Source organism: Pseudomonas sp. Irchel s3a18, from assembly GCF_900187535.1.
In the GTDB taxonomy this organism is placed as follows: Bacteria; Pseudomonadota; Gammaproteobacteria; order Pseudomonadales; family Pseudomonadaceae; genus Aquipseudomonas.
This window is the reverse complement of sequence record NZ_FYDV01000003.1, coordinates 115228-130358: the sequence shown is the minus strand read 5'-3', so window position 1 is coordinate 130358 and position 15131 is coordinate 115228. Positions and strand designations below refer to the sequence as shown.

Annotated in this window: 12 protein-coding genes; 5 read left to right on the top strand and 7 right to left on the bottom strand. The window is 61.3% G+C overall.

Going from position 1 to position 15131, the window contains the following annotated elements:
* Positions 1 to 4: 4 nt before the first annotated feature.
* Entirely contained in the window at positions 5 to 823 is an 819-nt protein-coding gene (locus CKW29_RS05765) for a pyruvate, water dikinase regulatory protein (protein WP_095143067.1), read from the top strand.
* Between the two features lie 86 nt (positions 824 to 909).
* Here the strand turns inward: CKW29_RS05765 and prpD are convergent, their stop codons facing one another.
* The 6 genes from prpD to CKW29_RS05735 all read right to left on the bottom strand — a co-directional run bounded on the left by prpD (position 910) and on the right by CKW29_RS05735 (position 9539).
* Positions 910 to 2394: a 2-methylcitrate dehydratase gene (gene prpD / locus CKW29_RS05760; RefSeq protein WP_095143066.1), complete on the bottom strand. Its 1485-nt coding sequence runs from the start codon at positions 2392 to 2394 to the stop codon at positions 910 to 912.
* 254 nt (positions 2395 to 2648) lie between these two features.
* Positions 2649 to 3839, bottom strand: a complete 1191-nt coding sequence (gene prpF / locus CKW29_RS05755; protein ID WP_095148062.1) for a 2-methylaconitate cis-trans isomerase PrpF — start codon at positions 3837 to 3839, stop codon at positions 2649 to 2651.
* 54 nt (positions 3840 to 3893) lie between these two features.
* Complete coding sequence (gene acnD / locus CKW29_RS05750) at positions 3894 to 6485, bottom strand: Fe/S-dependent 2-methylisocitrate dehydratase AcnD (protein ID WP_095148061.1); 2592 nt, start codon at positions 6483 to 6485, stop codon at positions 3894 to 3896.
* Between the two features lie 143 nt (positions 6486 to 6628).
* Positions 6629 to 7756, bottom strand: coding sequence for a 2-methylcitrate synthase (prpC, locus tag CKW29_RS05745; protein ID WP_095148060.1), 1128 nt, complete (start codon positions 7754 to 7756; stop codon positions 6629 to 6631).
* Positions 7757 to 7929: 173 nt separating this feature from the next.
* Entirely contained in the window at positions 7930 to 8823 is an 894-nt protein-coding gene (gene prpB / locus CKW29_RS05740; protein WP_095143062.1) for a methylisocitrate lyase, read from the bottom strand.
* Entirely contained in the window at positions 8820 to 9539 is a 720-nt protein-coding gene (locus CKW29_RS05735; protein WP_172736608.1) for a GntR family transcriptional regulator, read from the bottom strand. The genes prpB and CKW29_RS05735 overlap by 4 nt, the downstream gene beginning before the upstream one ends.
* 273 nt (positions 9540 to 9812) lie before the next feature.
* Here CKW29_RS05735 and CKW29_RS05730 point away from each other — a divergent pair, with 273 nt between their 5' ends.
* From CKW29_RS05730 to pabB, 4 genes are all read left to right on the top strand, one after another.
* On the top strand, positions 9813 to 10349 hold the full coding sequence (locus tag CKW29_RS05730; RefSeq protein ID WP_095143583.1) for an ATP-dependent zinc protease: 537 nt from the start codon (positions 9813 to 9815) through the stop codon (positions 10347 to 10349).
* A 5-nt stretch (positions 10350 to 10354) separates the two neighbouring features.
* Entirely contained in the window at positions 10355 to 11887 is a 1533-nt protein-coding gene (locus CKW29_RS05725; RefSeq protein ID WP_095143061.1) for an inactive transglutaminase family protein, read from the top strand.
* Positions 11887 to 12873 (top strand): alpha-L-glutamate ligase-like protein, encoded by a 987-nt coding sequence (locus tag CKW29_RS05720; protein WP_095143060.1) that lies wholly within the window; start codon positions 11887 to 11889, stop codon positions 12871 to 12873. The genes CKW29_RS05725 and CKW29_RS05720 overlap by 1 nt, the downstream gene beginning before the upstream one ends.
* Before the next feature lie 167 nt (positions 12874 to 13040).
* Positions 13041 to 14384 (top strand): aminodeoxychorismate synthase component I, encoded by a 1344-nt coding sequence (pabB, locus tag CKW29_RS05715; protein ID WP_095148059.1) that lies wholly within the window; start codon positions 13041 to 13043, stop codon positions 14382 to 14384.
* 52 nt (positions 14385 to 14436) lie between these two features.
* Here pabB and thrH read toward each other — a convergent pair whose 3' ends face one another.
* A complete protein-coding gene (thrH, locus tag CKW29_RS05710) occupies positions 14437 to 15054 on the bottom strand; it encodes a bifunctional phosphoserine phosphatase/homoserine phosphotransferase ThrH (protein ID WP_095148058.1) in 618 nt (205 codons plus the stop codon).
* Positions 15055 to 15131: the final 77 nt, after the last annotated feature.

Genomic DNA, 15131 nt, shown 5'->3' with positions numbered 1-15131 from the left:
GCAAATGAAACGATCTGCTTTCTTTATCTCCGATGGCACGGGCATTACGTCCGAAACTCTGGGTCAAAGCCTGTTGGCGCAGTTCGAAAACATAACCTTCAGCAAAGTCATTCGTCCGTACATCGACAACGCCGACAAAGCGCGGGCCATGGTACAACAAATCAACGCAGCCGCCGAAAAGGACGGCTTTCGCCCGATCATCTTCGACACAATCGTCAATCAGGACATACGTGAGATTCTCGCCACCTCCAATGGTTTCATGATTGATATTTTTTCGACCTTCCTCGCCCCGCTGGAGCAGGAATTGAGCGAGCACTCCTCGTACTCGGTCGGCAAGTCCCATTCCATTGGCCACAACTCCAATTACATGGAGCGTATCGAGGCGGTGAACTTCGCCCTGGACAACGACGACGGCGCCCGTACCCACTACTACGACAAGGCCGACCTGATCCTGGTGGGCGTGTCGCGTTGCGGCAAAACCCCCACCTGCCTGTACATGGCCATGCAATTCGGTATCCGCGCGGCCAACTACCCGCTGACCGAAGACGACATGGAGCGCCTGCAACTGCCCAATGCCCTGCGCGCCCACCAGCACAAGCTGTTCGGCCTGACCATCGACCCGGACCGCCTCACCGCGATCCGCAACGAGCGCAAGCCCAACAGCCGCTATTCGAGCTACGCCCAGTGCGAGTTCGAGGTGCGCGAGGTGGAAAACCTGTTCCGCCGCGAGAACATCCCGCACATCAACTCCACCCACTTCTCCGTGGAAGAGATTTCCGCGAAGATCCTGGTGGAAAGAGGCGTGGAGCGGCGCTTCAAATAATAGGGGCTGCTGCAAGCCACAAGCTTCAAGCGGCAAGCTCTATGGCGCTCCGGCCTTGACTTGCAGCTTTAAGCTTGACGCTGCATTTAAATCACGAACAAGTCCATGAAACGGTTGACCGGTGTCGCTTCGAGTGCAGCCTGATCCTTGCACAGGGCAAGAATCTGCGCCGAACGCTGGGCGGTGAACCGGGTGGCCAGGTTGGCCTTGAATTTGTCTTCCAGCAGCGGAATACCCTCGGCACGACGGCGACGATGTCCGATCGGGTACTCGACCACCACCTGCTCCGTGCTTGAACCGTCCTTGAAGAACACCTGTAGTGCATTGGCGATGGAACGCTTGTCGGCCTCCAGGTACTCGCGGGTGTAGCGCGGCTCTTCGATAATCTCCATCTTCTCGCGCAACACATCGATGATCGGGTGCGCTGCATGAAAGGCGTCTTCGTACTGCTCCGCCACCAGGTTGCCGAAGGCCAGAGGGACGGCGGTCATGTATTGGATGCAGTGGTCACGGTCAGCGGCATTGGCCAGCGGACCAACCTTGGAAATGATGCGGATCGCCGACTCGTGAGTGGTGATGACGATCTTGTCGATTTCATGCAGACGATTGCGCACCTGCGGATGCAACGTCACCGCGGCCTCGCAGGCGGTTTGCGCGTGGAATTCGGCCGGAAAACTGATCTTGAACAGCACGTTTTCCATGACGTAGATGCCGTACGGCTGCGAGAAGCTCAAGGCCCGCTTGTCTTCGGACTTGAGCGCCAGGTCCTTGTTGGTGTGGCTGAACAGCACATCGTAGAAACCCCACTGCGGTGCGGTCAGCACACCCGGGATGCCCATTTCGCCACGCAGTGCGATATCCGCCAGGCGCACGCCTCGACTGGACGCATCGCCCGCCGCCCAGGACTTGCGCGAGCCGGCATTCGGCGCATGACGGTAAGTGCGCAACGCCTGGCCATCGACAAAGGCGTGGGACAACGCTGACAACAGTTGCTCGCGGTTAGCGCCCATGAGTTTGGCCGCCACGGCGGTAGACGCGACTTTGACCAGCAGCACATGATCGAGACCGACCCGATTGAAGGAGTTCTCCAGTGCAATCACGCCTTGAATCTCATGGGCCATGATCATTGCGTCCAGCACCGCCCGCATGGTCAACGGCGCCTCGCCATTGGCGACGCGTTTTTGCGACAGGTGATCGCTGATCGCCAGAATCGCCCCCAGATTGTCCGAGGGATGGCCCCACTCAGCGGCCAGCCAGGTGTCGTTGTAGTCGAGCCAGCGTACGATGCAGCCGATGTCCCAGGCAGCCTTGACTGGATCCAGGCGGTAACTCGTACCGGGAACACGCGCGCCACAGGGCACGACGGTGCCTTCGACGACAGGGCCCAGGTGCTTGGTGCATTCGGGAAAGCGCAGGGCCAACAGGCCGCAGCCCAAGGTGTCCATCAGACAATTGCGAGCCGTGTCCAAAGCCTCTTGGGACTCGATCTGGAAACCCAGTACATAGTCGGCAATGTCCTGCAGGACCTTGTCGTAGTCAGGGCGGGTGTTCAGGTCAACGTTGGCGCTCATGTTCGATTCACTCGGCAAGTGGTTCGTTGATGGGACCTCGGTTCAGATAAATCTCAGTCGGCAACTACGTTCTTATTTTGGAATGTGATCCAAGTGTAGGAGCGAGCAGGCTCGCGATGAACTCAAGAGCAGCGCGTTTAATCAGAAAACACGCGTTATCGTTAACGTCCATCGCGAGCCCGCTCGCTCCTACAAAAGGTCGGCGTTCGCTTAACTGAACAGCATTACGCTCCCACAGGGGTTTGTTGCCTGGTTCAGAAAGAGTCGCCCGGCACCCGTACAAACCCTTCCATCAACACCCGCGCGCTGCGGCTCATGATGGCCTTGGTCACGGTCCATTCGCCGTCAACCTGACGGGCTTCGGCGCCGACGCGCAAGGTGCCCGACGGGTGCCCGAAACGCACGGCATTGCGATCAACACCACCGGCCGCCAGGTTTACCAGCGTGCCGTTGATGGCCGCGGCCGTACCGATGGCCACGGCTGCGGTGCCCATCATCGCGTGGTGCAACTTGCCCATGGACAGCGCACGCACCAACAGGTCGATGTCCTGTGCCGCGACCGCCTTGCCACTGGAAGAAACGTAGCCGGCAGCCGGCGCAACGAACGCCACCTTGGGGGTGTGTTGACGCTTGGCCGCTTCGTCCAGGTTCGAGATCAGGCCCATGCGCAATGCGCCGTAGGCACGAATGGTTTCGAACATGGCCAGCGCTTTCGGGTCGCTGTTGATGTCGCCCTGCAACTCGGCACCGGTGTAACCGATATCCTGCGCATTGACGAAGATGGTCGGGATACCGGCATTGATCATGGTGGCCTTGAAGGTACCGACGCCAGGCACCTCCAGGTCATCCACCAGGTTGCCGGTCGGGAACATCGAGCCGCCCGCGCCCTCTTCCTCGGCCGCCGGACTGATGAACTCCAACTGCACTTCAGCGGCGGGAAAGGTCACGCCATCGAGCTCGAAATCACCGGTCTCCTGCACCGCACCGTCGGTGACGGGTACATGGGCGATGATGGTCTTGCCAATGTTGGCCTGCCAGATTCGCACCACGGCCACGCCGTTGTCCGGCACGCGACCAGCATCGACCAGACCGCTGCTGATGGCGAACGAACCGACGGCCGCCGAGAGGTTGCCGCAGTTGCCACTCCAGTCGACAAAAGGCTTGTCGATGGACACCTGGCCAAACAGGTAATCGACGTCGTGATCGGCCTTGAGGCTCTTGGACACGATCACCGTCTTGCTGGTGCTGGAGGTCGCCGCGCCCATGCCGTCGATCTGTTTTTCGTAAGGGTCGGGACTGCCAATCACGCGCAGCAGCAAGGCATCGCGGGACGCGCCCGGCACCTGCGCCGATTCAGGCAAATCCTGCAGGCTGAAGAACACGCCTTTACTGGTACCGCCACGCATGTAGGTCGCGGGAATCTTTATCTGAGGTACGTGAGCCATAGTATTCCTTGTGTGCCGGGACAGGGCGTCGGCGCCCTGCCCCCGCAGGTCGCGTTAGACGGCAACAGCCGATTCGAGGAAGTCCTGTGCGAAGCGCTGCAACACGCCGCCGGCTTCGTAGATCGAGACTTCTTCAGCGGTGTCGAGACGGCAGGTCACCGGTACCTGGACCTGCTCACCATTCTTGCGAGTGATGACCAGCGTCAGGGTGGCGCGCGGCGTGCGCTCGCCGATGACGTCGTAGGTTTCAGTGCCGTCGATGCCCAGGGTCTTGCGGTCGGTGCCCGGCTTGAACTCCAGCGGCAACACGCCCATGCCCACCAGGTTGGTGCGGTGAATGCGTTCGAAACCTTCGGCGGCAATCGCTTCCACACCCGCCAGGCGCACGCCTTTCGCTGCCCAGTCACGGGACGAACCCTGGCCATAGTCGGCGCCAGCGATGATGATCAGCGGCTGCTTGCGATCCATGTAGGTCTCGATCGCTTCCCACATGCGCATGACCTGGCCTTCCGGCTCGACACGGGCCAGCGAGCCCTGCTTGACCTTGCCGTTTTCCTGAACCATTTCGTTGAACAGTTTCGGGTTGGCGAAGGTCGCGCGCTGCGCGGTCAGGTGGTCACCGCGGTGGGTGGCGTAGGAGTTGAAGTCCTCTTCCGGCAGGCCCATTTTCGCCAGGTACTCGCCGGCGGCGCTGTCGAGCATGATGGCGTTGGAAGGCGACAAGTGATCGGTGGTGATGTTGTCCGGCAGTACTGCCAGAGGGCGCATGCCCTTGAGCGGACGTGCCCCGGCCAGCGCGCCTTCCCAATACGGCGGACGACGGATGTAGGTGCTCATTTCGCGCCAGTCGTACAGCGGCGCGACTTTCGGGCCGGTGTCTTCGTGGATGGCGAACATCGGAATGTACACCTGGCGGAACTGCTCCGGCTTGACCGAAGCTTTCACCACTGCGTCGATTTCTTCGTCGCTCGGCCAGATGTCCTTCAGGCGGATTTCCTTGCCGTCAACCACGCCCAGCACGTCTTTTTCGATGTCGAAACGGATGGTCCCGGCGATGGCGTAGGCGACCACCAGTGGCGGCGAAGCAAGGAACGCTTGCTTGGCGTAAGGGTGAATCCGGCCGTCGAAGTTACGGTTGCCGGACAACACGGCAGTGGCGTACAGATCGCGGTCGATGATTTCTTGCTGGATCACCGGGTCCAGTGCGCCGGACATGCCGTTGCAGGTGGTGCAGGCGAAGGCCACGACGCCGAAACCGAGCTGCTCCAGCTCATCGGTCAAACCGGCCTCATCGAGGTACAGCGCCACGGTTTTCGAGCCTGGAGCCAGGGACGACTTGACCCATGGCTTGCGGGTCAGGCCGAGCTTGTTGGCGTTGCGCGCCAGCAGGCCGGCGGCGATCACGTTGCGCGGGTTGCTGGTGTTGGTGCAGCTGGTGATGGCGGCAATGATCACCGCGCCGTCCGGCATTTGACCCGGCACATCGTCCCATTGGCCGCAGATGCCTTTGGCCGCCAGATCCGAAACCGCGACACGGGCGTGCGGGTTGCTCGGGCCGGCCATGTTGCGCACAACCGAGGACAAGTCAAAAGTCAGGCCGCGCTCGTATTGCGCGCCCTTCAGGCTGTCAGCCCACAGGCCGACCTGCTTGGCGTATTGCTCGACAAGTTGCACCTGCTCGTCTTCACGGCCGGTGAGCTTGAGGTAGTCGATGGTCTGCTGGTCGATGTAGAACATCGCCGCCGTAGCGCCGTATTCCGGGGCCATGTTGGAGATGGTCGCGCGGTCGCCGAGGGTCAGCGCGGAGGCGCCTTCACCGAAGAACTCCAGCCATGCGCCAACCACTTTTTGCTTGCGCAGGAACTCGGTCAGCGCCAGCACCATGTCGGTGGCGGTGATGCCCGGCTGCAGCTTACCGGTCAGTTCGACACCGACGCTTTCCGGCAGACGCATCCACGATGCGCGACCGAGCATCACGCTCTCGGCTTCCAGGCCACCGACACCGATGGCGATCACACCCAGGGCATCGACGTGCGGGGTGTGGCTGTCGGTGCCGACGCAGGTGTCAGGGAATGCCACGCCGTCACGCACCTGGATCACCGGAGACATTTTCTCCAGGTTGATCTGGTGCATGATGCCGTTGCCCGGCGGGATCACGTCGACGTTCTTGAACGCCTTCTTGGTCCAGTTGATGAAGTGGAAACGGTCTTCGTTGCGACGGTCTTCGATGGCGCGGTTCTTCTCGAACGCCTCCGGGTCGAAGCCACCGCGCTCGACGGCCAGGGAGTGGTCGACGATCAACTGAGTCGGTACCACAGGGTTCACTTGGGCCGGGTCGCCACCTTGCAGGGCAATGGCATCGCGCAGACCGGCGAGGTCGACCAGCGCGGTCTGGCCGAGGATGTCGTGGCACACCACGCGGGCCGGGAACCAGGGGAAGTCGAGGTCGCGCTTGCGCTCGATGAATTGCTTCAGGGATTCGGTGAGCGTGGCCGGGTCGCAACGGCGTACCAGGTTTTCCGCCAGCACGCGGGAGGTGTACGGCAGGGTGTCGTAGGCGCCGGGCTGGATGGCCTCGACCGCCGCGCGGACGTCGTAGTAATCCAGGTGGCTGCCGGGCAGCGTTTTACGGAATTCTGTGTTCATCGGTCAGGACTCGGGTCACGGTAGTTTCAAAGGGTGGGGCCTGGCGCCAGACTTGAAGTTCACACCATCCCTGTAGGAGCGAGCTTGCTCGCTCCTACAGGGATCTGCGTTGAACTCAGATCCCCGCGTCAAGCCTCCACCATTCAGCGTTGTTCGATTGGCACGAACTTGCGCTGTTCAACGCCGGTGTACTCGGCGCTCGGACGGATGATGCGGTTGTTGGCACGCTGTTCGAACACATGCGCCGCCCAGCCGGTCAGGCGCGAGCAGACGAAGATCGGCGTGAACAACTTGGTCGGGATGCCCATGAAGTGGTACGCCGAGGCATGGTAGAAGTCAGCGTTCGGGAACAGCTTCTTCTGCTCCCACATGGTCTTGTCGATGGCTTCGGAGACCGGGAACAACACCGTGTCGCCCACTTCGTCAGCCAGCTTTTTCGACCAGCCCTTGATCACTTCATTGCGCGGGTCGTTGTCTTTGTAGATCGCGTGACCGAAGCCCATGATCTTGTCCTTGCGCTCCAGCATGCCGAGGGTGCCCTTGATGGCCTCCTCCGGCGACGAGAAACGCTCGATCATTTCCATCGCAGCCTCGTTGGCACCGCCGTGCAGCGGGCCGCGCAGCGAACCGATGGCCGCGGTGATGCAGGAAAACAGGTCGGACAGGGTCGAGGCGCAGACGCGGGCGGTGAAGGTCGAGGCGTTGAACTCGTGCTCCGCGTAGAGGATCAGCGACACGTTCATCACCTTGACGTGCAACTCGCTCGGCTTCTTGTCATGCAGCAAGTGCAGGAAATGGCCGCCGATGGACGCTTCGTCGGTCACGCAGTTGATGCGCTTGCCATCGTGGCTGAAGCGATACCAGTAGCACATGATCGCCGGGAACGCCGCCAGCAGGCGGTCGGTCTTGTCGTGTTGTTCGCTGAAGCTGTGCTCGGGTTCCAGGTTACCCAGGAACGAGCAACCGGTGCGCATCACGTCCATCGGGTGGGCGTCGGCCGGAATCCGCTCGAGCACTTCTTTCAGCGCTTGCGGCAGGTCGCGCAGCTTGCTCAGCTTGCTGACGTAGGCCGCCAGCTGGGCTTCGGTCGGCAGATCGCCGTACAGCAGCAGGTAGGCCACTTCTTCGAAGCGTGCCTCAGCCGCCAGTTCGCGCACGTCATAGCCACGATAGGTCAGGCCTGCACCTTCCTGGCCCACGGTGGACAAGGCGGTTTGCCCGGCAACCTGGCCACGTAGCCCGGCGCCACTCAATACTTTTGCTTCGGCCATTGCTCTCTCCAATCTTGAATTTGTTAGGGAATCGGCAAATACATTGGTCGGGATTACCCGACCCTGCAGGAGCGAGCTTGCTCGCGATGGTGGACGGCACACCTCGGTGTATCAGGGGCCCCGCGTTATCGTTGACGTCCATCGCGAGCAAGCTCGCTCCTACAGGGCTTGACTCAGCTCTTCTTCTGGGAAAACAACGCATCGAGCTTCTGCTCGAAGGTGTGGTAGTCGATGCGATCGTAAAGCTCCATGCGCGTCTGCATGGTGTCGATGACATTCTGTTGCGTACCGTCGCGGCGGATCGCGGTGTAAACGTTTTCCGCGGCCTTGTTCATGGCGCGGAAGGCCGACAGCGGGTACAGCACCAGGGACACGTCGGCGGCCTTGAGCTGTTCGGTGGTGTACAGCGGCGTGGCACCGAATTCGGTGATGTTGGCCAGGATCGGCGCTTTCACGCGGCTGGCGAACAGCTTGTACATCTCAAGCTCGGTGATCGCTTCCGGGAACACCATGTCGGCACCGGCCTCGATGCACGCGGCGGCGCGGTCCAGCGCCGACTCCAGGCCTTCCACCGCCAGGGCGTCGGTACGGGCCATGATCACGAAGCTGTCATCGGTACGCGCATCGACAGCCGCCTTGATGCGGTCGACCATTTCCTGCAGGGTCACGATTTCCTTGTTCGGGCGGTGACCGCAGCGCTTGGCACCCACCTGGTCCTCGATGTGAATTGCCGCAGCGCCGAACTTGATCATCGACTTCACGGTACGTGCCACATTGAAGGCCGAGGAACCGAAACCGGTGTCCACGTCGACCAACAGCGGCAGGTCGCAGACGTCGGTGATACGGCGCACGTCGGTCAGTACGTCGTCCAGGCCGGTAATGCCCAGGTCCGGTACACCGAGGGAACCGGCGGCGACGCCGCCACCGGACAGGTAAATGGCCTTGAAACCGGCGCGCTTGGCCAGCAGCGCGTGGTTGGCGTTGATCGCGCCGACCACTTGCAACGGTTGCTCGCTGGCAACCGCATCACGGAAACGCTGGCCTGGTGTGCTCTTGTTGGAACTCATGACTCACCTCGTGGAGTGACTGTCTGATGGGCGCCGTCCTGATAGTGACGGGCGATGTTGCGTTTTGAAGCGCCGATGTGTCGACGCATCAACAACTCGGCCAGTTCGCCGTCACGGTCGGCGATGGCATCGAGAATCCGGTGGTGCTCGGCAAACGCCTGGCGCGGCCGATTGGGGGTGGCGGAAAACTGGATGCGGTACATGCGCACCAGTTGATACAGCTCGCCGCACAGCATCTGCGTCAGCGTGCGGTTGCCACTGCCCTGAATGATTCGATAGTGGAAGTCGAAATCGCCTTCCTGCTGGTAGTAGCCGACGCCTGCCTGAAACGCAGCGTCGCGCTCGTGGGTTTCCAGCACCTGGCGCAGCTCGTCGATTTCTTCGCGACTCATGCGCTCGGCCGCCAGGCGACAGGCCATGCCTTCGAGGGATTCGCGGATTTCGTAGAGTTCCAGAAGTTCGGCATGGCTCAGCGATACCACCCTGGCGCCGACATGGGGGACGCGAACCAGCAAGCGCTGGCCTTCCAGGCGGTGGATCGCCTCACGCAGCGGTCCGCGGCTGATGCCATAGGTACGCGCCAGCTCAGGCTCGGAGATTTTGCTGCCCGGTGCGATCTCGCCTTTGACAATGGCCGCCTGGATACGCCGGAAGACGTTCTCGGAAAGGGTTTCCGAATCGTCCGGGGCAATCACCGGGGGATCGAGTTGATCCAGCATATTGTCGACACCTTGCAAGTCAGTGCGACAAAAACTAACCAATATCCCGCCACTCGTCAAAGTAATTCTGGAGATTGTCGACAATCGTCTAATAAAGGCCGTTGGTAAAACTAAAGTAAAGGACGTCCCCGGCGCTGGCACCAGAAAAACACCGTGCTAGAATGCCGCCCGCATTTGCCTGTCATCTTCTTATGACAGACACCCGAGGGCGCTTGCGCAGTAATGCCAGTCACCTTGAACTGAAGAATGGACAGCAACGCGCCAGGATTTATGAGACTCAAGCACCTCCCTATTTTGTTCTGTCTGTTCTGCCTGCCGGGCCTCGGCCACGCCGGAGAAAAGACTGTGTACGGCCTGAACGAGTACGCGCAGTTATCAGGCATCGACCTGGAAGTCGCGGCCAAACTCGACACCGGGGCCAAGACCGCCTCCCTCAGTGCCCGCGACATCAAGCGCTTCAAACGCAACGGCGAATCCTGGGTACGCTTCTACCTGGCCATCGACGCCGCCCACTCGCACCCGATCGAACGCCCGCTGGCGCGGGTCAGCAAGATCAAGCGCCGCGCTGGCGACTACGATCCCGAGGAGGGAAAAAAGTACACGGCGCGCCCGGTGATCGAGCTGGATATCTGCATGGGATCGGCTTTGCGCAGCATAGAAGTGAACTTGACCGACCGAAGTGCATTCCAATACCCGCTCTTGATCGGCTCCGAAGCACTGAAACGCTTTGATGCACTGGTCGACCCTAGCCTTAAATACGCTGCTGGCAAACCCGCCTGCGCCACCGACGTTCACACCGCAGAGTAATACCCATGCGCGCTCTTACCCTTCATCTGAAAATGCTGATCGCCATCCTGGTGGTGCTGGGCATTTCAGTTACGGCCTATCAGATTTTCGTGCTGGGCATCCCGGTGACCGAAGACGCCACCGACGACCTGTGGAACATCGACGCCAAGGTCGAGTTCGTCGCCAGCGCCAAGGACCCGGTCAAGATCCAGATGTTCGTGCCGCCCCTGAGCCGCGACTACGTCAGCCTCAATGAAAGCTTCATCTCCAACAACTACGGCGTGGCGGTCAACCGTGTCGACGGCAACCGCAAGGTCACCTGGTCGGCTCGCCGCGCCAAGGGCAACCAGACCCTTTATTACCGGCTGGTGCTGACCAAGCGCTACACCGCTGAAAAGCCCAAGATCAAAGGCCCGACCTTCCGCGACAGCATCGCCATCGAAGGCCCGGAAAAAGTCGCCGCCGAAGCCCTGCTCGCGCCGATTCGCCAGCACTCGGCCGACGTCGAGACCTTCATCAGCGAAGCAATCAAGCGGGTCAACAACAGCAACGACGACAACGCCAAGATGCTCTGGGCCGGCGACCCGTCAGCGGCGCACAAGGCGAAGATCGTCGAGCTGCTGCTGTCCATCGCCCACGTCCCGGTGGAAAAGGTCCACACCATTCGCCTGGTGGCCGACCAGCCGCAAACACCGGAACTGTGGCTGCGTAGCTTCAACGGCACCGACTGGCTGTACTTCAACCCGGAAACCGGCGAACAGGGCCTGCCGACCGACCGCCTGCTGTGGTGGACCGGCGATGACAACCTGATAACCGTCGATGGCGGCAAGAAAGCCACCGTCACCTTCAGCCTGAACAACAGCGAAATGAACGCCATTCGCCTGGCCAAGCTGACCGACGAAAACACCGACGCCAACTTCCTCGAGTACTCGCTGTACGGCCTGCCCCTGGAAACCCAGCAGACCTTCATGATCATGGTGATGATCCCGATCGGCGTGCTGGTGATCCTGGTGCTGCGCAACCTGATCGGCTTGCAGACCCTTGGCACCTTTACCCCGGTGCTGATTGCCCTGGCCTTCCGCGAAACCCAGCTGGGCTTCGGCATCGTGCTGTTCACGGTGATCACCGCCCTTGGCCTGTCACTGCGCTCCTACCTTGAACACCTGAAGCTGCAAATGCTGCCGCGCTTGTCGGTGGTGCTGACCTTCGTGGTAGTGCTGATTGCAGCCATCAGCCTGTTCAGCCACAAGCTGGGCCTGGAGCGCGGGCTGTCGGTGGCCTTGTTCCCGATGGTGATTCTGACCATGACCATCGAACGCCTGTCGATCACCTGGGAAGAGCGCGGTGGTGGCCATGCCATGAAAGTCGCGATCGGTACCCTGTTCGCCGCCTCCTTGGCGCATCTGATCATGAGCGTGCCGGAACTGGTGTACTTCGTGTTCACGTTCCCGGCGATCCTGCTGATCCTGGTGGGTTTCATGCTGGCCATGGGTCGTTATCGCGGCTATCGCCTGACCGAGCTCGTGCGCTTCAAAGCCTTCCTCAAGGCTGATTCGTAATGTTCGGTTTCTGGAAGACCTGGAAGGCCCTGGAAGCGCGGGGCATCATGGGCATCAACCGGCGTAACGCCGACTACGTGCTCAAGTACAACAAGCGCAGCCTGTACCCGATCGTCGATGACAAGATCATCACCAAGGAACGGGCGATCCAGGCCGGCATTCACGTGCCCGAACTGTACGGCGTGATCTCCACCGAGAAGGAAATCGAAAAGCTCGACGAGATCATCGGCGAGCGCAGCGATTTCGTGATCAAGCCGGCACAAGGTGCCGGCGGTGACGGCATCCTGGTGATCGCCGATCGCTTCGAGGGGCGCTATCGCACCGTGTCGGGGAAGATCATCAGTCATGAGGAAATCGAGCATCAGATTTCCAGCATCCTGACCGGGCTGTACTCCTTGGGCGGTCACCGCGACCGCGCACTGATCGAGTACCGGGTGATTCCCGACCAGATCTTCAAAAGCATCAGCTATGAAGGCGTACCGGACATTCGCATCATCGTACTGATGGGCTACCCGGTCATGGCCATGCTGCGTTTGCCGACCCGCCAGTCCGGCGGCAAGGCCAACCTGCACCAGGGCGCCATCGGCGTCGGTGTCGACCTGGCCACTGGCCTGACGCTGCGCGGCACCTGGCTGAACAACATCATCACCAAGCACCCGGACACCACCAACGCGGTCGATGGCGTGCAACTGCCCTACTGGGACGGTTTCATGAAGCTGGCCGCCGGCTGCCATGAACTGTGCGGCCTGGGCTACATCGGTGTCGACATGGTGCTGGACCAGGAGAAAGGCCCGCTGATTCTCGAGCTCAACGCGCGACCGGGGCTGAACATTCAGATTGCCAACGACTGCGGGCTGACACTGCGCACCCATGCGGTCGAGGCACGCCTGGAAGAACTCAAGGCCAAGGGCATCAGCGAAACCGTGGAAGAGCGCGTGCGCTTTGTCCAGGAGATGTTCGGGCATATTCCTCCGGTCGAGGGTTGAGCCGAGACCGGGAGCTTGCTCGCGATGTGATCGTTCCCCACGCTCTGCGCGGGCATGCTCGCGTGAGGTACTGCGTCCCGTGGGAACGATCTTGATTATCCTCTAGAGGCATTTCCTGCAGAGGACTACAATCGCCACCCCGCCTCGATGGCTGATCTACCCCGCCCATGTCGACCTGCTCCGTATACCCGCTGCCCTATCACGCCAACCCCGCCCACTATTTTGCGGCGATCCGCCATGCCCCGGGCAGTGTGCTGCTCGACAGCGGTCGGCCAAGTGCCGAGCGCGGCCGTTATGACCTGCTCAGTGCCTGGCCACTGGCAACGCTGGCAGTGGCACCGGACGAAAGCGGCAGTGCGTTCCTGCAACGCCTGCGCGACACCCTGACCCGACTGGGTGAAGCCAGCCTGCCGGCCCCCTTCGAACTGCCATTCGCTGGCGGGCTGATCGGTTACCTGAGCTACGATTTCGGTCGTCACCTCGAAGCCCTGCCCTCCCGCGCCCTGGATGACCTTCAGTTACCCGATGCACGCTTCGGCCTGTATGACTGGGCCCTGATCAGCGACCACCTGCACGGCACCAGCCAGCTGGTGTGTCATCCCGACCAGAGCGAAACCGAGCGCCAGCGCCTGATCGAGCTGTTCAGCCAGGACACTGAAGCGACCGACGCCGCGTTCAACCTGGACGGCGCCATGCAGCCCGACCTGAGCGCCGACGACTACCGGCAAGCGTTCGAGCGCATCCAGCACTACATCCAGGCCGGAGACTGCTATCAGGTCAACTTTGCCCAGCGTTTCCGCGCCCCCTGCCAAGGCGATGCCTGGGCGGCATATTGCGCCCTGCGGGCAGCCTGTCCGACGCCGTTCTCAGGCTTTCAAAGCCTGCCCGACGGCGGGGCCGTGCTGAGCCTGTCGCCCGAGCGCTTCGTCAAAGTCAGCGCCGGGCATGTGGAAACCCGCCCCATCAAAGGCACCCGACCACGCGGACAGGATGCCGCGCAAGACGCAGCCAACGCCGCCGAGCTGCTGGCCAGCCCCAAGGATCGCGCGGAAAACCTGATGATTGTCGACCTGCTGCGCAACGACCTCGGTCGTACCTGCCGCATCGGCTCGGTGCGCGTCCCGGAACTGTTCAGCCTGGAAAGCTACCCCAATGTCCATCACCTGGTGAGCAGCGTCACCGGCGAACTGGCCGACCACAAAGACGCCCTGGACCTGATCGCCGGCAGCTTCCCCGGCGGCTCGATCACCGGCGCACCGAAAATCCGCGCCATGCAGATCATCGACGAGCTGGAGCCGACCCGTCGCGGCCTGTACTGCGGCTCGTTGATGTATCTGGACGTACGCGGGGAAATGGACAGCTCGATCGCCATCCGCAGCCTGTTGGTCAAGGACGGCCAGGTGTGCTGCTGGGGCGGAGGCGGTATCGTCGCCGACTCGGACTGGCAGGCCGAGTATCAGGAATCCATCACCAAGGTGAAGGTGTTGCTCGATACCTTGCAGGGCCTGTAGGCCGGAATTTTTGTGACGAGGGCACTTGCCCCCCCTCGCCACAGAAGCGGGTTTACACGCTCAACTCGCGGTTCGACGCCTTGAGAAACTCCTGCTTGAGCTCGGCAAAGCTGTGCACCGCCGGGAACTGCGGGAATTCTCGAATCACGTTGTCGGGGGCATGGAACAGGATCCCGGCATCCGCCTCACCCAGCATGGTCGTGTCGTTGTACGAGTCGCCGGCCGCGATCACCCGGTAATAAAGGCTCTTGAACGCCAGCACCGACTGACGCTTGGGGTCTTTCTGGCGCAACTGGTAGCCGGTCACTCGACCGGTGTCATCGGTCACCAGGCGGTGGCACAACAAGGTCGGGAAACCCAGTTGGCGCATCAGTGGCTGGGAAAATTCATAGAAGGTGTCGGACAGAATCACCACCTGGAAGCGCTCACGCAGCCAGTTGACGAACTCGATGGCGCCGTCCAGCGGCTTGAGGGTGCCGATCACTTCCTGGATGTCGGACAGCTTCAGGCCATGCTCGTCGAGAATACGTAGCCGCTGCTTCATCAGGACATCGTAATCGGGAATATCCCGGGTGGTTGCCCTGAGGGATTCAATCCCGGTTTTGTCGGCAAACGCGATCCAGATTTCCGGGACCAACACACCTTCCAGGTCGAGACAGGCAATTTCCACAACACACTCCCATTTGTACTGATTATTGAGTTGAGCGAGCAAAAGGACTGCCGAACTCTAGCGAGTCGAACCGACGG

Bases quoted from the DNA above. Each gene is read 5' to 3' on its own strand.
- CKW29_RS05765 (WP_095143067.1), top strand. From the start codon at position 5: ATGAAACGATCTGCTTTCTTTATCTCCGATGGCACGGGCATTACGTCC.
- prpC (WP_095148060.1), bottom strand. From the start codon at position 7,756: ATGGCCGAAGCAAAAGTATTGAGTGGCGCCGGGCTACGTGGCCAGGTT.
- pabB (WP_095148059.1), top strand. From the start codon at position 13,041: ATGTCGACCTGCTCCGTATACCCGCTGCCCTATCACGCCAACCCCGCC.
- CKW29_RS05720 (WP_095143060.1), top strand. From the start codon at position 11,887: ATGTTCGGTTTCTGGAAGACCTGGAAGGCCCTGGAAGCGCGGGGCATC.
- prpB (WP_095143062.1), bottom strand. From the start codon at position 8,823: ATGAGTTCCAACAAGAGCACACCAGGCCAGCGTTTCCGTGATGCGGTT.
- prpF (WP_095148062.1), bottom strand. From the start codon at position 3,839: ATGGCTCACGTACCTCAGATAAAGATTCCCGCGACCTACATGCGTGGC.
- CKW29_RS05725 (WP_095143061.1), top strand. From the start codon at position 10,355: ATGCGCGCTCTTACCCTTCATCTGAAAATGCTGATCGCCATCCTGGTG.
- prpD (WP_095143066.1), bottom strand. From the start codon at position 2,394: ATGAGCGCCAACGTTGACCTGAACACCCGCCCTGACTACGACAAGGTC.
- CKW29_RS05730 (WP_095143583.1), top strand. From the start codon at position 9,813: ATGAGACTCAAGCACCTCCCTATTTTGTTCTGTCTGTTCTGCCTGCCG.
- acnD (WP_095148061.1), bottom strand. From the start codon at position 6,485: ATGAACACAGAATTCCGTAAAACGCTGCCCGGCAGCCACCTGGATTAC.